The 20,034-nt window shown below is 55.7% G+C and carries 16 protein-coding genes; 15 read left to right on the forward strand and 1 reads right to left on the reverse strand.

All coding sequences use genetic code 11. The features are described 5' to 3' along the window. The first annotated feature begins 11 nt into the window (after positions 1-11). The 15 genes from nuoF to KJ970_18430 all read left to right on the forward strand — a co-directional run bounded on the left by nuoF (position 12) and on the right by KJ970_18430 (position 17,329). Entirely contained in the window at positions 12-1,313 is a 1,302-nt protein-coding gene (nuoF, locus tag KJ970_18360) for an NADH-quinone oxidoreductase subunit NuoF (protein MBU2692887.1), read from the forward strand. A gap of 8 nt (positions 1,314-1,321) precedes the next feature. After that, on the forward strand, positions 1,322-2,899 hold the full coding sequence (locus tag KJ970_18365) for a (2Fe-2S)-binding protein (GenBank protein MBU2692888.1): 1,578 nt from the start codon (positions 1,322-1,324) through the stop codon (positions 2,897-2,899). A 6-nt stretch (positions 2,900-2,905) separates the two neighbouring features. Further along, a complete protein-coding gene (locus KJ970_18370; protein MBU2692889.1) occupies positions 2,906-4,180 on the forward strand; it encodes an NADH-quinone oxidoreductase subunit H in 1,275 nt (424 codons plus the stop codon). 42 nt (positions 4,181-4,222) lie between these two features. Next, complete coding sequence (locus KJ970_18375) at positions 4,223-4,768, forward strand: NADH-quinone oxidoreductase subunit I (GenBank protein ID MBU2692890.1); 546 nt, start codon at positions 4,223-4,225, stop codon at positions 4,766-4,768. A 4-nt stretch (positions 4,769-4,772) separates the two neighbouring features. After that, complete coding sequence (locus KJ970_18380) at positions 4,773-5,270, forward strand: NADH-quinone oxidoreductase subunit J (GenBank protein MBU2692891.1); 498 nt, start codon at positions 4,773-4,775, stop codon at positions 5,268-5,270. Positions 5,271-5,279: 9 nt separating this feature from the next. After that, positions 5,280-5,579, forward strand: coding sequence for an NADH-quinone oxidoreductase subunit NuoK (gene nuoK / locus KJ970_18385; protein MBU2692892.1), 300 nt, complete (start codon positions 5,280-5,282; stop codon positions 5,577-5,579). 73 nt (positions 5,580-5,652) lie between these two features. Next, positions 5,653-7,620 carry an NADH-quinone oxidoreductase subunit L gene (gene nuoL, locus KJ970_18390; protein ID MBU2692893.1) on the forward strand — a complete coding sequence of 656 codons (1,968 nt, stop codon included), beginning with the start codon at positions 5,653-5,655 and terminating at the stop codon, positions 7,618-7,620. Between the two features lie 11 nt (positions 7,621-7,631). Next, positions 7,632-9,299 carry an NADH-quinone oxidoreductase subunit M gene (locus KJ970_18395; GenBank protein MBU2692894.1) on the forward strand — a complete coding sequence of 556 codons (1,668 nt, stop codon included), beginning with the start codon at positions 7,632-7,634 and terminating at the stop codon, positions 9,297-9,299. Then, positions 9,296-10,777 carry an NADH-quinone oxidoreductase subunit N gene (locus KJ970_18400; GenBank protein MBU2692895.1) on the forward strand — a complete coding sequence of 494 codons (1,482 nt, stop codon included), beginning with the start codon at positions 9,296-9,298 and terminating at the stop codon, positions 10,775-10,777. The genes KJ970_18395 and KJ970_18400 overlap by 4 nt, the downstream gene beginning before the upstream one ends. A gap of 78 nt (positions 10,778-10,855) precedes the next feature. Continuing rightward, positions 10,856-11,620, forward strand: coding sequence for an HAD family hydrolase (locus tag KJ970_18405; protein MBU2692896.1), 765 nt, complete (start codon positions 10,856-10,858; stop codon positions 11,618-11,620). Between the two features lie 91 nt (positions 11,621-11,711). Continuing rightward, on the forward strand, positions 11,712-12,128 hold the full coding sequence (locus KJ970_18410; GenBank protein ID MBU2692897.1) for a cupin domain-containing protein: 417 nt from the start codon (positions 11,712-11,714) through the stop codon (positions 12,126-12,128). A gap of 252 nt (positions 12,129-12,380) precedes the next feature. Continuing rightward, complete coding sequence (locus tag KJ970_18415; GenBank protein ID MBU2692898.1) at positions 12,381-13,508, forward strand: fibronectin type III domain-containing protein; 1,128 nt, start codon at positions 12,381-12,383, stop codon at positions 13,506-13,508. Positions 13,509-13,626: 118 nt separating this feature from the next. Then, positions 13,627-15,426 carry a hypothetical protein gene (locus KJ970_18420; GenBank protein MBU2692899.1) on the forward strand — a complete coding sequence of 600 codons (1,800 nt, stop codon included), beginning with the start codon at positions 13,627-13,629 and terminating at the stop codon, positions 15,424-15,426. Between the two features lie 34 nt (positions 15,427-15,460). Next, complete coding sequence (locus KJ970_18425; protein ID MBU2692900.1) at positions 15,461-16,582, forward strand: hypothetical protein; 1,122 nt, start codon at positions 15,461-15,463, stop codon at positions 16,580-16,582. 12 nt (positions 16,583-16,594) lie between these two features. After that, on the forward strand, positions 16,595-17,329 hold the full coding sequence (locus KJ970_18430) for a rhomboid family intramembrane serine protease (GenBank protein ID MBU2692901.1): 735 nt from the start codon (positions 16,595-16,597) through the stop codon (positions 17,327-17,329). Between the two features lie 73 nt (positions 17,330-17,402). Here KJ970_18430 and KJ970_18435 read toward each other — a convergent pair whose 3' ends face one another. Continuing rightward, positions 17,403-19,952, reverse strand: a complete 2,550-nt coding sequence (locus KJ970_18435; GenBank protein MBU2692902.1) for a M36 family metallopeptidase — start codon at positions 19,950-19,952, stop codon at positions 17,403-17,405. Positions 19,953-20,034: the final 82 nt, after the last annotated feature.

Below are 20,034 nucleotides of genomic sequence, written 5' to 3' on the forward strand. Positions count from 1 at the left end.
AGAGAGGATCTGTGGAGCGGAAGATTATTTCCAAAAACTTCGGGGTTGAAGATTCCTGGACCTTGCCGGTTTATGAAGCCAACGGCGGCTATGCGGCGATGCGGAAGGCCTTCGGGATGGATCCGCAGGCCGTGCTGGAAGAGGTTAAAGCCTCCAAAATCCGCGGTAGAGGCGGAGCCGGCTTCCCCATGGGGCTCAAGTGGAGTTTCGTGCCGAGAGATATTGATAAACCAAAATATCTTTGTGTCAATGCCGATGAAGGCGAGCCCGGCACATTTAAGGACCGTCATATTCTTGAGAATGATCCCCATATGATGATTGAGGGGATTATCATATGTTGCTGGGCCGTCGGCATCCGCAAAGCCTTCATTTATATCCGCGGCGAATTCCATAAGCAGTGCGACCGTTTAGATTCGGCGGTGCGGGAGGCCTACGAAAAAGGTTATCTCGGCCGGAATATTAATAGTGATGGATTCGATCTCGATATCGTGGTTCACCGCGGCGCCGGAGCCTACATTTGCGGCGAAGAAACCGGCCTCATCGAAAGTGTCGAGGGGAAACGGGGACAACCCCGGATGAAGCCGCCTTTCCCCGCGCTGATCGGGGTTTTTGACTGCCCTACCGTTGTCAACAATGTTGAAACCCTGGCGGCGCTTCCCTGGATTCTGCAAAACGGCGCCGCGGCGTATGCCGCCATCGGGACGGAGAAGAGCAGCGGTACAAAACTTTGGTCCATCAGCGGGCATGTCGAGAGGCCGGGGGTTTATGAATTGGATATGGGGGTCCCCCTCAGGGTTCTCCTGGAAGAACATGCCGGCGGTGTCAGGAATGGGAAAAAACTAAAAGCCGTCATCCCCGGAGGATCCTCTACCCCCGTGCTGACCGCTGAAGAAGCTTACACGGTGAATCTGGATTACGAAAGCCTTGAGAAGGCCGGTTCGATGCTGGGTTCCGGCGCCATGATCATCATTGATGAAGAGACCTGCATGGTATGGGTTTTGACAATTCTCGAGAAATTCTACGCTCACGAGTCCTGCGGCCAGTGCCCGCCTTGCCGGGAGGGAACCGCCTGGATGCACAGGCTGCTATGCAAGATTGAGCGCGGTGAGGGGACACTTGAGGATTTGGATAAGCTCGAGGATATCGCCAATAACATCGGGGGGAAAACGATCTGCGTTTTGTCCGATGCGGCCGCCATGCCGGCGCAAAGTTTTATTAAAAAATTCCGGCATGAGTTTGAGGAGCATATCAAGACGGGGCATTGCCGATTCCGCGATAACAAGTGGACGGCGGCGCTGGAAGGCGTTCACTGAGGAAGATTATGGGTTCTGTAACAATTGAAATCGACGGCCGCCAAGTCACCGTCGAGGAAGGCCTGAACGTCATTCAGGCCGCCCAATTCCTTGACATCCAGATTCCCCATTTCTGCTACCATGAGGGCCTCGGCGTCGACGGCAATTGCCGCATGTGCCTAGTGGAAGTCGAAGGCATGCCCAAACTACAGCCCGCGTGCAATTTATTTGTTAAAGAAGGCCTGAAGGTCCGCACGCGAACGCCCCAGGTGATGGAACACCGCCGTCTGGTTTTAGAATGCCTCTTTCTGAATCATCCCATCGACTGCTCTATTTGCGATCAATCGGGCGAATGCTATCTTCAAGATTACTACCTCGACCACGGAAACTATCGGAGCCGATACGATTTACCAAAACGACTCAAGAGAAAACGGGTGGATGCCGGGCCCCACGTCATTCTTGACGCAGAGCGCTGCGTCCTCTGCGCGCGTTGCGTCCGGTTTTGCGACAATATTACAAAAACCGGCGAACTGCGGATTGTCAACCGGGGGGATCGTTCGGAAATAACACTCTTTCCGGGAAAGAAGCTGGATAATCCTTATAGTCTCAATACGGTGCAGATCTGTCCAGTCGGCGCGCTGACCTCAAAAGATTTTCGGTTCAGCTGGCGTGTTTGGTTTTTGAAATCGGCCCATTCGATATGCACCGGCTGCAGCCGGGGATGCAATATCATTATTGATCACGCCGATAATCACGCCTATCGGTACCAGGCGCGATGCAATCCCCAAGTTAACGGCTACTGGCTCTGTGATGACGGCCGCCTCTCTTATAAAATGATCAATGATCACCGGCTTCATGTTCTGACCGAGCCTTCAGGGAATTCCCGGGATACATTCCCGCGGTTTGAGGAGGCTCTTTCCGGAATCGGCCGGCAGATTGAGGGGGCGTCATCGGTCACCGCACTCATGAGCCCGGATCTCTCGAACGAAGATCTCTATGCGGCAAGCCGGTTTGCCAAAGAAATCGCCGGATCACAAAGGATGGCCGCTGGGAGCCTGAAACCTGACGGGGTAGAAGATGAACTCCTCCGAAAGGCGGATGCGCACCCCAACACCAGCGGATGCAAAACATTAAATCTGTGGGGTGATCTAAAACCAGCGATCGATGCGGGGGGTGATCTGCTCCTCGTTTTTGGGAGCGATCTCCTCCAATATGACAACGCCCTGCTGAAAAAAATCCGGAGCAGCTTCAAGAGCATTATCATTTTCGCGTCGCATGAGATGAAGGGTTTTGAAACTGGAGCATGGCTCATTCCTATCGCCTGTCATGCGGAGATGGACGGATCTTTCACCAACTTCGAGGGGAGGGTGCAGAAATTCGATGCGGCGATTCGACGGCGCGGCGACACACTTCCGCTCTGGCGGATTTTAGGGAAGATCGGCCGGGCGATGCAGCGGGAATGGGGGTGGAGTGATCTTGCCGGTTTGAGGCGGGATCTGACAGATGAGTTTCCGCAATGGAAGGAAGCTCTCATAGAGGCAACGCCGTCAAACAAGACCGGGGTTCCCTTGAAAATGACCGGAACAAAGGAAGCGGGGGAGGAGTAAGGAACGGTGCCTGACGGACTCGTCACCTTGATCAAGGCCTGTTGCGTTCTGGCATTCCAGATGATCTTGGTCGTGGTGCTCATTTGGTTTGAGCGCAAGGGAGCGGCTTATATCCAGGATCGCACCGGGCCGAACCGCGCGGAGATATTCGGAATCCGCCTCGCCGGCCTGGTTCATCCGGTGGCGGATGTTCTCAAGCTCGTTTTTAAGGAGGAGATCACACCGCCCCATGTCAGAAAGTTCTATTTCCGGCTGGCTCCCATTGTCAGCCTCATGGTCGCTCTTCTGCCCCTGGCGGTCATTCCATTCGCCGATATTCTTCCGGGTGACGGCGGGGGTTTTTCATTTCAAACCCTTAATCTCAATGTTGGAATTTTGTACATCTTGGCTGTCAGCTCTTTTGGGGTTTTCGGGATCATATTCGCTGGATGGGGTTCCAATAATAAGTACAGCATGCTCGGCGGCATGCGGGCGTCGGCCCAGATGATCTCCTACGAGCTGGCCATGGGATTATCGATCGTTGGGGTGCTCATGGTCTACGGGACTTTGGAACTCAATGAGATGGTGCGCTATCAAGGGGGTCTTCTCTGGGGATTCCTTCCCCGCTGGGGCATTTTTGTACAACCTATTGCCGCGATCCTTTTTATGACAGCGGCTTTTGCCGAAAGTAACCGTAATCCGTTTGATCTGCCCGAGGGGGAATCCGAAATCGTTGGATTCCATGTAGAGTATTCCAGTATGAAATTCGCCTGCTTTTTTGTCGGTGAATATGGACACATCGTTGTGGTGTCTTCGATCTTCACGGCGCTCTTCCTCGGTGGCTGGCAGATCCCCTGGCTGCCCACCCCGGTTTTGAGGGAAAACGCCGGTTTTGCCACGGCGGCGCTCCTGCTGTTCGGTGTCGTCGGAGGAGTAGTTTTTGCCGGGCTCTTCGGTAAATGGCGCGGACGCTTGCATGAGTTGTATACCGACAGGAGAAAAAATGAGGGGCAGGTCTGGATGATTTGCGCCGCTGCGATCGCGGTCATCTGCGCTGTCATCCTTCTCGCCGGCTTCTGGCGGGGACTCTCCCCACAGGGAAGTCTCATAACGGCGGCGGTTGTTCAGATCATCTGTTTTATGGCCAAAGTGGTGCTCGTTTCATTCTTCTTTATCTGGGTGAGGTGGACGCTGCCCCGATTCCGCTACGACCAGCTCATGAGTCTGGGCTGGAAGAATCTTGTCCCATTGGCCATTTTTAATATCCTCATCACCGGTTTTATCCTTCTGGGTGTGGGATGATAATCCGGTGGGGGAGAGGTCGCGGATAGGAGTGGGAAGGAAATGATCAAAGTTCCAACACCGAAAATGAGGTGGTGGGAAAAGATCTATCTCTTTGAGATCGTGCGCGGTCTTTGTGTCACCATGGGGCACTTGATCCGCAATATCTTTGTACAAAAGAACATTTATACGCATCAATGGCCGGAGGAACCCAAGCCGCTTTTCCCCAGGCTCAAGGCCCGGCATCGGTTAACCCGGCGCGATGACGGCACGCCGAAATGCACGGCATGCTATTGCTGTCAAACAGTCTGCCCCGCCTATTGCATTCACATTGTTGCTGAAGAGAGTCCCGATGGGTTCGTTGAGAAGCGGCCCAAACAATTCGAAATTGATATTCTTCGCTGTGTCTTTTGCGGCTACTGCGTTGAAGCCTGTCCGGAGGATGCGATCAGAATGGATACCGGTGACGCTGTAATCGTCAGCAATCATCGGGAGGATTTTATCCTCGATTTGAAGTTCCTGCTGAACGGGAAGGGAACAGAATGGCGCCGGAGCCGCAGATTTGAGGATCACACGATCGCGAGGCCGCCGGCGACCTTCGGGGAATGATGATATGACCGGTCTTCCATTTTACATTTTTGCCCTGATATCGGCGATCGGCGCCGTTCTCACGGTGACGCGCAAGAATCCTTTGACCGGGGCGTTGTGTCTCGCTCTGACCATGATCGGACTTGCCGGACTGTTTCTTTTGTTGCACGGCTATCTCGTTTTTGTGCTGCAGATCTTGGTTTACGCCGGTGCGGTTGTCGTACTGATCATTTTCGTGATCATGATGCTGAATATCCGGGAACCGGTGGTTCGGCTGCAGCGCCTGTATTGGAAACGGGCCCTGCCCGGGGGGGTGTTGAGTTTGGTGCTTCTCTATCTTCTGTGGCGCCCGCTTCAAAACATTCCGGATTTCCCCCCCTCGATTTCCGATTCTTTCGGCACGGTGGAGAGGGTGGGAGTAGAGATTTTCACGCGATACGCTTTTCCGTTCGAGGTGCTCTCATTGGTTCTTCTCATCGCTATCGTCGGCGCTGTCGTTCTGGCGAAGAAAAGTGAGGATTAGGGGATGGACGTGCAGCTATCACACTATATCGCTCTGTCCGCTTTCCTATTCATGGTGGGGATTTTCGGATTTGTTTGGCGGCGGAATTTTCTTATTGTCTTGATGTCGGTCGAGCTGATGTTGAATGCCGTGAACCTCGCGCTCGTCGCTTTCGCCCGGTACTGGGACAACCCGGAAGGGCACGTGTTCACCTTTTTTGTTATCGCTCTGGCGGCGGCGGAGGCGGCGGTGGGGTTGTCTATCCTCATTGTCATTTACCGTCAGCGGGAGAGTGTGGATGTCGGGGATTTCAGGCGATTGAGGGAATAGTACGGAGCTGTTGAACTTGGCGGCGCCCGGCGGGGCGTGGTTCATTTAGGGGAGTTCATTCAGGGGGAAGGATATGGAAACCAGGCTGTGGCTCATACCCGCGTTGCCCTTCATGGGGAGCGCCTTGGTGGGTCTGCTGGCCCTGGCTTCAACTCGACGGAAGGAAGGGCTTCCTGAGCCGATCCTCGGTCTCCTGGGATGCGCCGGCCCGGTCATCTCCTTCTTTCTGGTCGCGAAGATATATATCCACTTTGTCGCTCTCCCCGCCGGTGAGAGACTGATTCATCAAGTTTTATATGAATGGATCAGCGCCGGGGAATTCCATCTTCCCGTCGCATTCCAGATGGATACCCTCAGCCTCACCATGCTGCTCTTCGTGACGGCGGTCGGCTCTCTCATACACATTTACTCGATCGGTTATATGCGTGGAGACAGGGGATTCGCGCGCTATTTCTCTTATCTGAACCTCTTCATGTTCTCCATGATCCTGCTGGTTCTCGGTGATTCGATGCTGACCCTCTTCGTCGGATGGGAGGGTGTCGGGCTCTGCAGTTATCTCTTGATCGGGTTTTGGTTTGAGGATCCGGAGAAGGCGGCCGCCGGCAAAAAGGCGTTTATTGTCAACCGTATCGGCGACCTCGGATTTTTGCTCGGGATCTTTTTGATCTATTGGACGCTGGCGCGCCATGGTGAGCCCGGGCTTCAATTCCATCTGATAGAATCACAGGCCCATCTCCTCCACGGCGGCGTGGCCACGGCGGCGGCGCTGTTACTCTTTACCGGGGCCGTCGGCAAATCAGCGCAGATACCTCTCTATGTTTGGCTACCCGACGCCATGGCCGGTCCCACGCCGGTCAGCGCCTTGATTCATGCGGCTACAATGGTCACCGCCGGTGTCTATATGGTGGCCCGGATGAATTTCCTTTACGTTCTCAGCCCTACGGCGATGATCGTCGTCGCAACGGTCGGCGCCGTGACGGCCCTCTACGCCGCCACAATTGCGGTGACCCAAAACGATATTAAAAAGGTTCTCGCCTACTCCACCGTCAGCCAGCTCGGGTATATGTTTATCGGGGTCGGATTGGGGGCTTTCTCGGCCGGGATCTTTCATGTTTTGACGCATGCCTTTTTCAAGGCGGTGCTATTCCTCGGCGCCGGCAGCGTCATTCATGCCATGGGCGGGGAACAGGATATGCGGAAAATGGGAGGCTTGGCGAAACGCCTGCCCATTACAACATTAACATTCGGCGCCGGCTTTCTTGCCCTTGCCGGTCTCCCGCCCTTCGCAGGATTCTTCAGCAAAGACGAGATTTTGTGGGCGGCCTTCTCGGCCGACAACCCGGCGTGGGGATCGTGGCCGAAGGTCCTGTGGATCATGGGACTGCTTGGCGCCGCACTGACCGCCTTTTATATGATGAGGGCTTTTGCGCTGACCTTTTTGGGCAGCCCCCGTTTTAGCGAGAAGGATCATCATGTGCACGAGTCGCCGCTTTCGATGGCGATGCCCCTGCTGGTGCTCGCGGCGGGATCTATAAGCATCGGTTTTCTGGGCGTGCCCGAAGTCCTCAAATCGGGCTCGAATCATTTTCATCATTGGCTGGCGCCCATCTTTTTCCATGGGGCGCACGGGGAATCCGCCGGTCCCGCGTCGCATGCCGCGTCCCAGGAGATACTGCTGATGTGTGTTTCCGTCCTGGCCGCCCTTAGCGGTCTGGCCCTGGGATTCTGGATTTACCGGCGCCGTCCGGAGATCGCGGAACGCGGCCGTCATGCATTGGGCGGCTTATACAAACTTGTGCTGAATAAATATTATGTCGATGAGCTCTATAACGCCGCTATCATCCGGCCGGTCGGAACCATTTCCAGGAACATTCTTTGGAAGATCGTGGACGTGTGGATCATCGACGGGATCGTCAATCTTGTCGGGATTCTCAGCCGTGTTGGATCTTATATCATTCGCTTCATGCAGGTGGGCAGCGTGCAGATCTATGCTTTGGTCATTCTGGCCGGCGTGATCGTCTTATTGTTGGGCGCATTCTAGGGAGAAGCCTGATGAGTGAAAGCCATATCCTTGCTTGGATCATCTTTCTCCCCCTCGCGGGGGCCGGGCTCCTCATGTTTTATCCGAAGGATCAGGAGGAAGCCATCCGCCGCACGGCGCTGCTCGTCGCGCTTGTCGTGGCCGGTTTCTGCGTTCCCCTTCTGACAGGGTTTCAATCCGTCGCCAACCTCCAATATGTTGAGAAACTATCTTGGATCCCAGCCTGGGGCGTGGAATATCATGTGGGTCTTGATGGGATCTCCCTATTCCTCGTGCTGCTCACCGCTTTCCTGATACCCCTCGCGATCCTCGCCTCCTGGGGCGATATTCGCGAGCGTGTCAAAGAGTTCCATATCTTCTTTCTCATCCTGGAAACCGGCATCATGGGCGCCCTGCTGTCGATGGATCTTTTCCTTTTCTATATTTTCTGGGAACTCATGCTCATTCCGATGTATTTCATTATCGGCGTGTGGGGCGGCGGCCGCAGGGTTTATGCGGCGCTGAAATTTGTTCTTTACACAATCATCGGTTCTCTGCTCATGTTGGTGGCCATTCTCTGGGTTGTTCTCTCGCATCAGGCCGAAACAGGGCGGATGACATTCAATCTCTTGATCCTCTATGAGCATCAGCTGCCTCACGCGGCGCAGTGGTGGTGTTTCCTGGCGTTCGGGCTTGCTTTCGCCATCAAGGTTCCAATCTTTCCTTTTCATACCTGGCTGCCGGACGCTCACACCGAAGCGCCGACGGCGGGAAGTGTTATCCTGGCCGGGGTGCTTCTGAAAATGGGAACCTACGGGTTCCTCCGTTTCGCCATGCCGCTTTTCCCACAGGCCGCCTTGGCCGCACAGCCCTATATTCTGGTGCTGGCCGTGGTTGGGATTATCTACGGCGCCCTTGTCGCCATGATGCAGGATGATGTCAAGAGGCTGGTGGCCTATTCCTCTGTCAGCCATCTTGGATTTGTAATGCTGGGGCTCTTTTCCTTGAATATAGAGGCCTTCCAGGGGAGTCTTTACCAAATGTTAAACCACGGTCTCTCCACGGGGGCGCTCTTCCTTCTCGTGGGGATGATCTATGGCCGGCGCCATACCCGGCTCATCGCGGATTACGGCGGTCTGGCGCGGACGGTGCCGTTATTCGCAGCGTCATTTCTCTTTATTACACTGTCCAGTATCGGATTGCCGGGGCTCAACGGTTTTGTGGGCGAGTTCCTCATTCTTCTGGGCGCCTTCGGATCAAAGATGTGGACGGCGATTCTCGGTGGATTGGGGGTGGTGCTGGGCGCCTTCTATATGTTGTGGCTTTGTCAGAGATTTCTCTTCGGCCCTGTCACTCATGCGGAAAACAAGGGGTTGCGTGATCTCAATCTCAGAGAAGGATTGACCCTGATCCCGATCTTTTTCCTCGTTATCTATATGGGGGTGTCACCCAAGCCCCTGCTGGACCGGATGGAGCCCAGCCTTATCAAAGCCTTGGATCGGATGACAGCTCATATGGAGCCCCTCCCGGTTGAACATTCCCCGCAGATGCATTCATGGATGGAGCCCGCATCGGAGGCCTCTCCGCCGGAGACCATGGGGCCGCCGGCGCCCGCCGCAGCGCAGCCGGAGTCCAGTGAGATGGCTGCAGCCCCGAAATCCGAAATCGTCCACAAAATTGAAGACAGGGTGGATCTATGAACTCCGGATCCCTATTACAATCCAGTCTGGTTTCCCTGCTGCCGTTTCTCATTCTGGGATTGGGCGGTGTCGTCCTGCTGGTGCTTGATGCCATCTGGCCGAAGTCAAAGCGGTTCGATACGACGATTCTCGGCATTCCGCTCGTGCTGCTGGCTATTACGGCCCTCATCCACCAGTGGAGGCATCCCATCGCCGTCACCCCTCTGAAGGGAATGTATCTGGCGGATACCTTCGGCGCCTTTCTGGGAATTGTGATTTGCCTGAGTCTGCTTTTAACCATCCTTCTATCGACACACTATCTGAAACTGATGGGGCGATTGCGTGGAGAGTATTTCGCACTGCTCTTTCTATCCGCCGCGGGGATGATCCTGCTGGCGAGTTCGACCGAACTCTTGACCCTTTTCCTCGGCCTCGAGCTTCTATCTTTCCCGGTTTATATTCTCACCGCCTTTCTGAGGAAGGATGCCAAAAGCAACGAAGCCGGCATGAAGTATTTTTTGCTGGGAGCTTTCTCGTCAGCCATCTTTCTCTACGGCGCGGCGATGATCTACGGCGCCACCGGGCAGACGGATCTTATGCTGGCCCTTTCCTCCGCGGCGATGCCGAAGCTGCTTGTCGTGGGGATTGTCCTGTTGCTGTCCGGCCTGCTCTTCAAGGTCGCCTCGGTGCCCTTTCATATGTGGGCGCCGGATGTTTATGAGGGCGCCCCGACGGCGGTGACGGCCTTTATGGCCACCGCCGTGAAAGCCGCCGCCTTCGGCGCGCTGATCCGGATCCTCATTGTCACCTTCCCGGCGCTCGCCATGGTGCCGTTGGAAAGGATTTTCTGGTGGCTCGCCGTCTTGTCAATGACGGTCGGCAATTTCGCCGCTCTGACACAATCCAACATCAAGCGGATGCTGGCCTATTCCTCGATCGCGCACGCCGGATATATCCTTGTGGGCGTGACCGCATTGATCGCGTCCGGTTCTTCTGAAGCTGTTGCGGGGATTCTCTATTACCTGCTGGCCTATACCTTCATGAACATCTGCGCCTTTGGCGTTGTGATCGCTTTGACAGAGAAGGGCAGGGAGCGTCTTGAGATTCATGAACTAGGGGGTGTGGGTTGGCGGAGACCCGGCCTGGGCTTGGCTATGATTGTGGCCATGGTAGCCCTCTCGGGAATTCCCCCGACAGCGGGTTTCTTCGGTAAGTATTATATTTTCCAGAGTGCCGTGAAATCAGGATTGCTGAGCTTGGTTATCATCGGAGTTCTGAACAGCGCCCTCTCAGTCTATTATTATTTTAGAGTCCTCGTCGCCTTCTATATGAAACCCTCGGAGGGAGAGCTCCTATCCCAACGGAACGCCGGCGTCGGATTGGCGCTGGCCTTTTCCGTCATAGCGATCCTTTGGCTCGCGGTAGGACCCGATGGGGTCATTCCGGGCGCACCCCAGCTGCTGAACTGGGTAAGGGATTCGTTTGTCGCTTTGCCGTAGAGATCTCTGCACCATGGGCCTTCACATGTCGCGTCGGAGCGATTCGGCTATTCGATCCATCTTCCCGGGATGAGGACCATGATTCGCTGGATATTCTTTGATGTCGGCAATGTATTGATGAATGACGATCAGGTCATGTCGTATTTGTATCAGGAATTGTACAAGAGGATCCTCGAAACGAAACCAAGTTTCTCATATGCCGAATTGCTGCGCCGGCGCGAGCACGCCATTCGTCGCGATGGCGCCGGGCACTGGGCCGATTTGGCGGAAAAGTATCTTGGGACCGCGGGGAAAGATGATCTGATCCAGCGGACGACCGAGAGGATGAGAGACCATTATCTCGAAATGCATAATGTCCTGCCCGGTATGAACGATGCGGTACTCGTGCTTTCCAAAAAATATCAACTGGGCCTCATTGCCAATCAACTTAAGGAAGTCCTCCCCGCGCTGGACCGCGCCGGGTGGGACGGCCTCTTCCGCGTTCGAGCCATCAGTGAACTCGTCGGATCGAAAAAGCCCGACCTCGCCATCTTCCGATGGGCCCTTGATCGGGCCGGCTGTCGGCCGGAAGAGGCCGTGATGATAGGGGATCGTGTGGACAATGACATTGCACCCGCCAAAAGAATCGGAATGCGGACGATCTGGCTCCACTTCCCCCATGCTGAAAAGGGAACCTCATTGCAAAACAAGAAGGATAGGATGTATTTGGAGAGCCAAAGGAGAATTTCTATCGTTTCGATCCCCCCAAAATCCGAAGAAGATGCGCCGGACGCGGAAGCCGACTCAGCCAAGGGGGTGCTGGAAGCGATTCAAACCTTCGACCGGCCTGACGAACCTGTTTAGCGAACCGGCCCAACCAGCCGGCAGGACACCGTTTGGGGCAAAAGTTAGGCGTCCACCGGCCGATAAATGAAAGAGATTTATCATGGATTCTATGAATCGTGAGACGAATGAAAAGGAGAAGGAGATGGCGAGGGTAGGAAATCGGATTCGTCCGGGGCGTTTTACACTGGGTTCTTGGTCTACGCTCAAAGCGGAGGACGCGCAGAATGAGCTGTCCCAAAGGGTGATTGCCACGCAGCGTCTGGTCGTGACCCGCTGCCACTACCGGCCCCACGCCCATTTCCCCCAGCACTCGCATCTCCAGGAACAGATTACAATTGTTGAGCGCGGACGTTTGGAATTCGTCATCGATGATCGGACGATCCCGGTGAATCAGGGTGAGATGATATCCGTTTGCCCGCGTGTTCCCCATGAAACGCATGTCCCCGCCGGAGAGGAAGTCGTGGCTCTTAATATTTTCCTTAATCTCTCGGCGCCATGCCACGCCCCCTTTCCCGGGCAATCCTGATCCCCGGGATGGGGATGGTGAACCCTTGCCCGCAAGTGCATCCCGCTCGACATCTTGCGGCCATGCCTCGCCGGCCCCGCGTGGCTGCGCCCCGCTTGACACCTTCCGCTAGAACTGGTTAGTTTCTCATCAGTGGGATCGTTTGAGAGCTTTCGATCCCGCAATCGGGCAAGGAATTCTGGAAGTCCCCCCATGGGAATTAATGACTCGATCAATCTCCTGACGACGGGGTTGGGTTGAAAGAGAAGGTCCATGCGATCCTCATTCATACGGGTTCTGGGATTCCTCCTCATTCTTTCCGGAGGGTGCAGTCTAAATCCGGAAAGGAATCCCCAGCCTGAACCGGAGAACAATCCCCCGGTGATCAGTTCCATTACCATTACCCCTTCCCGCATTCATCGAGGCGAGCAGGGCAATCTTGTGGGGGTGGCGAGTGATGAGGATTTCGATTTTCTTCTTTACCGCTGGTCGGCCAGCTACGGAATATTCCCCTTTAGACGGGATATCCCGATTGTGACCTATCGGGCTCCCGATAATGTGTCAGCCGATACCGTCTCGTTTTTTGTGTCCGATATCAGAGACTCGACTGTGAGGGTGCAGGTCATCCGTCTGGTCAATATCGCCCCACCCCAAAATCTCAAGGCGAGCGCCGGCACTCGTTTTGTTGAAGTGACGTGGGATCCCAGTATCGACAATCGTCTCTATGATTTTCTGGGGTATGAGATCTATGTTTCGGAAAGATCTTTTAACTCCATGCCCCAGGAGGACTGGGAGGCGTTCAAGATCCCGACCGATCCAATAACCGACAACAAGTATGTGGTGAGAAATCTAGAGCAGGGAACGATCTATTACTTCCAGGTGCGGTCCCTTCGCGCAACGGGAGAACGCTCTTATTTCAACGGGGAGAAGGATACATCCCCGCTTCCTCAGGGGTTGGGAAGTATCCTTCGTGAAATCAACTACCCGCAACCATATGCCCAGGGATTCGATTTTTCCGAGGGTGTGATGCGGACCTTTCGGCCGGATGATCCATCCATAAGAGACGGGATCGATCTTTATATCGGCACCGCCGATCCGGAGGATGGGCCGGGACCGCTCATGTTCAAAAGCCCCGAACGTCTCGCCTACCGCCACCCCGATTGGGCCGGCCGGCGGGTCCAATTGAAACCGATAGGAGACAATTGGTTTGTTTCGGAAACCGATTCCAGCGACTTTGTGACCGCCGTTCCTCTTACAAGCAGGAGCGTCGTCGCGATCCTTCTGCCCGAAGGTCATTTCGCGAAATTCCAGGTCACCGATTCTCTGGATACGGCCTACCCCTACCGCCAAATTCAGTACCGGTGGGCCTTCCAAACGATCACCGGCTATCCGAGATTTTGATCGCCTCGGGAGTCCGGCGCGATCGATCTCCCCGCCCTTGCCCCCGTCTCCTTCGCCGGGGTATAGTTAAAGGGCAACGAATTGAGTTTGCTCATCATCAAAGCAGGGGAGGATTGCCATGTCATCTCGCGCTGTGTCCCTGAGAACCGGGGCGGATTCCCTGTCCGCCTTTACAACAATCATTTTCATCCTTGGGTTGATCACCCTGTTTCTAGCGCCGGTTTATGCACAGACACCGATGCTTCCGATAGAAGAGATACCGATGGATGAACCCTTCCCCACGGGGCCGGATGGAGATCGATCCCGCGTGGTTTGGCCCGATGAACGGATCAATTTCCTGTACGAACTGGATGCCATCGCCTCTTTCCTGGCGATATGGCAGGAGCAAACACCCGGTTCCAATTTCGGCGGAATGATTGAGGCGGAGGCCGGCCCGTTGGGTGGTGTCATACAAACGGATAATACACTCGAGGCGATTAATGTCTGGTCTTATTACACGGAGTTGACCGGGCGGACCGACTATTTAACAAATATCGCCGACGCCTGGACCTATTGTTTGAACTTTCCTCCTTGGCTGGAGGAAGGCGGCGATGGATATTACCGGGTTCATAATTGTGGATGGGCTCTGACGGCTGAAAGCGCCTACCGGAGCGCGACCGGTGATAATACCTACCTCTCTTATGCCGCGACCTGCGCCGACTATATCGTCAATACCCCCCTTATCCTGGGCCAGTACGCCCTTATCAACGCATTTCCTCAGGCTTGGGCCGCGGGAAACCTTTATCTCTATGGCGAGGAAATGGCGGATGACGGGTGGAAAGCAGCCGCGGTCCAATATGGAGACAACTTATTGAACTGGGTTGAATATAACCCTCCCAGACAGCTCTCATCTGAGTATTGGGCGATGTCATCAGGAACCCTTGTTTGGGGATTGTGCAATTCAACATTTAGAGATGATCCAGTCAGTGGACAACTCTGGATTGATCAATATGGCGCCCTGGTTGATACATTTCAGGTTTGGTACGATGTCCCGTCCGATTCTTACGATTGGGATAACTCTTGGAATGTCGCCTATGTCAACGCTCATTTCGCCATGGGAGATCTCTCGGGCGATCCTGCCTACACCACGTTGGGTGAGAAACTCACGCGCCAGCTTCTGTCTTATGACACTGATGATGACGGGGGTATTCAAGCGACAACGCAGGACCCGGTGACGGAAGATATGACCTGGATTACCAGCTACCTTTCTAAATTCGGGGTCGCCCGGCTGCTCGGCGTGCCGGCGCAGCAGGATGCGGGGATCCTCTCCTTCCAAATGCCGCATGACGGCGATGTTCTTCCCTATCCCGGCGAGAGTCCGCTTCCCATACAGGTTGTCGCCTCCAACTATGGCCTCCAGGATCTCACCAATGTCGACATCACGCTTGAAGGCCCTGTGTCGGGTTTGATCACCATCGATCTCGACTTTGTCGAGAAGGAAGCGGTCGAACTGCATCCCGGCTGGCTGCCGGAAGCGCCCGGCGACTATGAATTCACCGTTTATACTTCCGCCGCTGGAGACACTGATCCTTCCAATGATACGCTGCGGATCGTCGTGCATGTGATCCCCGCGGCTGAAACACCTGATCCGCCGGTCCTCACGGATCCGATCTGTTCTGTGAAACCGAATCCATCAACCGCCGATTCGTATATCACCTTGCGGATCCCAAGCGGCGCTCCGGTCAACGCCCGGATTATCTCGGTTGATGGACGAAGTGTCCGAACCTGGGATCTGCCCGCTGGAGCCTCCCGGCAAAAGACCATCTCCTGGGACGGCACGGATGCGGCCGGGTCCGTTGTGGCGCCCGGACTTTACTTTCTAAAAACGCGGATCGGCGGGGTAACATCCACGGATAGGATTCTGCGATTGGAAGGCTGATGGGAAGGTTGCATAGAAGGTTGAGTGGGAGTTGATGAGATCTTTAAGAGAACCGGTTTTTCGTAAGGGTCAAAACGCCGCGGCTACCGGGAGGTCCCTATCACAAGGGATCATTCGTTTGATGATCAGCTCGATCCTCCTTCTGGGGTTCTCCGCCGCCGCTGAAATCCCGGCTCCGGGGGCGGAGATTCCCATCTGGCAAGCGGATCCGACGGCATCCCACACCCTCCTTGTCCTTGTCCCAGGGATGGATCCCGATTGGTGGGGGCGCCACGCTGACATCTCCAGGGATCATTTTCTTCGCGGGCTTCTGGCGGCGGCGCCACCCGGCATGACACCCGGCGTGACACCCGGCATGACACCCGGCATGACACCCGGCACGCCACCCGGCGGCGCTGCCGGAACAGCTCCCGGCGCAACGGCCCCGCCATTGATCGCCAGAATTGAGAGTCTCGCCGAAGCGCTACCCCTTCCGCCCGATTCCCTCTGGTCATCATGGCGGAAAGAATTCCTCCCATCAGGAGAGGGGCTGATCCTCTGTGGGCTGCTTGAGGATCCCCCCAAAACCGGGGGAGAGCTCTGTCTCTGGGTCTCGAGCCGGTTGCGTGAGATAGCCGACCTCAGTGAGGGTCTGCCCGAGGGAGATCTCATCCGGCCTGAGCGGATCAGAGATGAGATCCGGCAGACCGGGGGCATTCTGAGAATCATGCGGGCTGAAGAGGCGCGGGAGATACTGGCCCTGCCCCGCGCCGGTTTGGAGGCTTTTCAAAACCTCCCCGCTTCACTGGAAGATCATCCAATGGCCCGTCTCAAGAGGGTCTTTCTTGGAGATAAATTATTTGTTAATGCGGGGCTTTATACGATGTCGGTGTGCCCATGGAAGCGGGGCGCCCTTCACTTCGGTCTGGTTCAGGCGTATCGGGATGCGATCTTGGAATTCCAGGATGTCATCAATGGGGAAGACCTGGAATCAGGGGAATTTCTCAAAATGATGAATGAATCCGGAACGCTCATCGCGGATCGGATGGATCGCATGCTTTTCAGCTTATGGAATGAAATCCCCTCAGGCGGATCTCTTCAGCTGCTGTGCGGGAACGACACAAGCACGTGGATGATACGTCGAGAGAAGGATTGGCCGGTGGGAGCAAAGAGGTAAGCGCCGGAATCGATGATACCCTTGCGCGACAATATTCCAAGCCGGACGCGTCCGGGCGCCGGGATTGTCCTGATTGCGGTGACGATGATGGTCTTTCTCTATGAATTGAACCTTTCCCCCCGCGACCTGGAATCTTTTTTTATGACCTATGGGCTTGTGCCCGGCCGGCTGACCGGTCTTCTCCATCCCTCATATTATCCATTCGAGGGTTCCCGATACTTGGGTCTTTTCAGCTCGATGTTCCTTCATGCCGGTTGGTTTCACTTTTTGGGAAATATGTGGTTTTTATGGATCTTCGGAGACAATGTCGAGGATCATCTCGGCCATCGCCGTTTTGTCATCTTCTATCTGATCTGCGGAGTCGCCGCCGGTTTGGCGCAGATCATCGCGGACCCCGGATCCCATCTGCCGATGGTCGGCGCCAGCGGCGCCATTGCAGGGGTGATGGGGGCTTATTTTGTCCTCTTTCCGCGCGCCAAGATACTGACCCTGATACCGATTTTTATTATCTTTACCTGGCTGGAAATCCCGGCCGTCATCTTTCTCGGCATATGGTTTCTCATGCAATTCGTCAATGGAGCGGTGATGTCCGCCGCCAATGTCCAGGGGGGCGTCGCATTTTGGGCGCATGCCGGCGGGTTTATCGCGGGGATGCTTTTTCTCGGCCTCCTGGGCGGCTGGCGCAAGCCTGATCCGCCGGTGGCGAAGTGGAGCCGGCAATTCTCCGGCGGCATGCGCGGGTTATGATAGGTCTTTTATCCCGCCCGTGGCCGCCTGAGGTCATGCGAGCCGGCCTGAAACCGCGGGAGGCCGCACAGGGTCAGCGAAGAATGAGAATCTTTTGCGACGCCACCGTCGTGGAATGATTCATCATGCGGATCCAATAGACGCCGCTGGAGAGATCGCTCGATGAAAGCGTCCAAGTATAGGATCCGGGCGACCGATGTCCGAGGTCAAGACTCTCCACACGGCGCCCTCCAACATCCACGAGATCCAATCTGAAATCCCCGGCTTGCGTTAATTGGTATTGTACATTAAGCGGCGCGCGGGCCGGGGTTTTTGAAAAAATGAAGCGGCGGTTCTCCGGCAAGGGCTGTTCCGGATGGGTTTCCCATTCCGCCGTCCAAAGTCCTGAGGAATCCGGCTCCGAGTCCGGGGGCGAAGAGGGGGTGGGCACCGGTTTGAGTCTTAGATATCCATTTCCGAGAGAAGAGGGACCCCGCATTTGATAGTAGATTCCCGCAACCGCCATCGGAAGTTCGGTCATGAGGTCCAGGGTATCCGGAGGGGCGTTTATGGAGCGGATCTGAACGAAGCCCGGCGCGCCGAGCCCCTGCCCTTCTCCTCCCCAAGAGAGAAGAATTTCCCCCGTTTGGGATAGCTGAGCCCGCGATCTCTGCGTGATGAGACCATCCGACAGCCCCTTCAGCTCGATCGAGACAGACTCCGGCCTGATATCGTAAGAAATCTCCCACCGTTGCGGTGGATGATCCGGTTTAACATAGGTGGAAATCTCGAGAGTGGTATCCCCTGATGAAGACTCATAGCTTTGCGGATGATCCCGCAAGATGATTTTACCGTCCCCCAGGACCTCCAGACCCCAAGAGAGCTTGTCTCCCACGGGGAAGGGAAAAAGCAGGGGCAATGCCAGGCGATCCGCCACGGCCAGTTCTACACTCGCCCGGCGGATCAGGAGCCCTCTTTCCTCTAGAATCCCCCTGACGATGAGAGGCGTCGATCGGGGCGCCGACAGCGGGGGATTTGAGGCCAGCGAGGCCAGGATCTCGGCGGTTTCTACGAAAGAGGACCAGCGGCTGGTTCGGGCCATGGCGCGCAGAGCTAGATCAAGGGCCGCTTCCTCCCCCAGATGCTGGCGGATATCCCATAGTGCGCCCGCCCATATCAATCCGTCGCTATGGGGGCGATCCGTCCAATCATCGGGATAGATCCGGAACTCATCGATCTTGCGGAGGCAGGGCGGAGAATAATAGGTGGCGTCCCACTCGCCGAGGCAGGGATCGCCGGTATAGGAACAGGCGAGGTAATCGGAGAATCCTTCGCTCAGAGCGATGGTCTGACCCTCGCCAAAACCGGGAACAAGACGGTCATGAACAGCATGCCCGAACTCATGAAGAATGATATCGGCATCCTGGGCGTCGGGGACCCCTCCATCCCCAAACTCTATCATTCCTGTTGAGGGGCGGTACCATGAATTGTCGAGATTAGAGGCGTGGACGCGCACTGGGAAGGGATCCCCGCCCGGCAGCAGGCCCCTTGTCTTAAGATCGTCCGCCGTTTCGGTAATGTGAAAGTAGGCCATGACCTCTTCGAAACCGGGATGGTAACTTTCAACGATAAACTGAAGATTGGGCCGGAAGGTCCTCGGAGGAAGACCGGTCGTGATGGCGGCATAGCGGCCGCGCAGCCAGCCCGATCCGTCCAGATGGGTTAAGCGGCGGGTCACGACCCATTCTTCGACAGGATCTCCCCAGCGGATATCGTCATCTCCCGACATAACGATTGGATTCGGAGCGAAGACCGAACCGGTGCCCTCATGATCATAGGAGGTGTCGAAAAGGAGGCGGTCTTCCGCCTGGATGACGTCACCGGTTTCCTCATCGATCCCCAGGAGCCAGTCGGCGGGGGGATCTGAGATTTGTATAAGAACATCCCTGATGCCGATCCATTTCTCCGTGGAGATGTTCCAAAAAGCGCCGCCCGCCCAGAGTGTGTCGCCCCGAACCGCGTCAAAAGTGATCTTGTTTCGTTCCAACCAGGCCCATGCGGCGCCCAGGATCTTCTCCTCAGAGATCTGAGCTGTTCCATTGAGGGGCGGGGAGGGCCAGGACTCGATATAGGGTCCCCGGAGGATTTGCAGCCGTCCCGATGCGTCAAAGTCAGCCGAAATCTCCATCCCCTTCAAGGCCCTCTCCTTCCAATGGAGAGGATAGAGGGCGCGGCCGCCGGTGAGAGAGGTGTGGATCTTCGGCCTCCCAAGGGTCAGCTCGGGGGGGGCCGGTCCGACATATTCATTAAGAGTGACATCGAGATCGATATCGGCGAAAGCGGTCGATCCGGGTTCCATGAAGAGGCCGGCCGGGAAAGGTCCGGATGTGGTGGAGGAGGGGGGCAGGAGAAGAGCCCATTCAATGAGACCTTCCTGGTTGTCATGAATGAAGAGAGAGGCTGTTGGCGGATCATTCTGCGACTCGGAGCCGGTGAAGAACCGATTCCAATAAACTCGGCTCGTGAAAGGTTTTGGCAGACTCAGCGTGAGGAGGACGATTCCCAAAAGAAGCGCCATGCCCAACATCCAGAGAGACCAACGCCGGTGCGATGGGGGGATGGTGGGGGAGCGATCTTTGAGCATGATATCCGCCGATACTTCTTCTGAGTTTGACACGCCGGACGAAGAGGCCTGCCAGCAGGCTGACCGTGACTGTAAACATAAT

The sequence above is a fragment of the Candidatus Eisenbacteria bacterium genome, assembly GCA_018831195.1.
Lineage (GTDB): Bacteria > Eisenbacteria > RBG-16-71-46 > CAIMUX01 > JAHJDP01 > JAHJDP01.

What these genes read in the sequence shown, in the direction of transcription:
- KJ970_18410 (MBU2692897.1), top strand. Translation starts at nt 11,712, where the DNA reads ATGAATCGTGAGACGAATGAAAAGGAGAAGGAGATGGCGAGGGTAGGA.
- KJ970_18435 (MBU2692902.1), bottom strand. Translation starts at nt 19,952, where the DNA reads ATGCTCAAAGATCGCTCCCCCACCATCCCCCCATCGCACCGGCGTTGG.
- KJ970_18420 (MBU2692899.1), top strand. Translation starts at nt 13,627, where the DNA reads ATGTCATCTCGCGCTGTGTCCCTGAGAACCGGGGCGGATTCCCTGTCC.
- nuoL (MBU2692893.1), top strand. Translation starts at nt 5,653, where the DNA reads ATGGAAACCAGGCTGTGGCTCATACCCGCGTTGCCCTTCATGGGGAGC.
- KJ970_18425 (MBU2692900.1), top strand. Translation starts at nt 15,461, where the DNA reads ATGAGATCTTTAAGAGAACCGGTTTTTCGTAAGGGTCAAAACGCCGCG.
- KJ970_18405 (MBU2692896.1), top strand. Translation starts at nt 10,856, where the DNA reads ATGATTCGCTGGATATTCTTTGATGTCGGCAATGTATTGATGAATGAC.
- KJ970_18375 (MBU2692890.1), top strand. Translation starts at nt 4,223, where the DNA reads ATGATCAAAGTTCCAACACCGAAAATGAGGTGGTGGGAAAAGATCTAT.
- KJ970_18395 (MBU2692894.1), top strand. Translation starts at nt 7,632, where the DNA reads ATGAGTGAAAGCCATATCCTTGCTTGGATCATCTTTCTCCCCCTCGCG.
- KJ970_18380 (MBU2692891.1), top strand. Translation starts at nt 4,773, where the DNA reads ATGACCGGTCTTCCATTTTACATTTTTGCCCTGATATCGGCGATCGGC.
- KJ970_18400 (MBU2692895.1), top strand. Translation starts at nt 9,296, where the DNA reads ATGAACTCCGGATCCCTATTACAATCCAGTCTGGTTTCCCTGCTGCCG.
- KJ970_18365 (MBU2692888.1), top strand. Translation starts at nt 1,322, where the DNA reads ATGGGTTCTGTAACAATTGAAATCGACGGCCGCCAAGTCACCGTCGAG.
- KJ970_18430 (MBU2692901.1), top strand. Translation starts at nt 16,595, where the DNA reads ATGATACCCTTGCGCGACAATATTCCAAGCCGGACGCGTCCGGGCGCC.
- KJ970_18415 (MBU2692898.1), top strand. Translation starts at nt 12,381, where the DNA reads ATGCGATCCTCATTCATACGGGTTCTGGGATTCCTCCTCATTCTTTCC.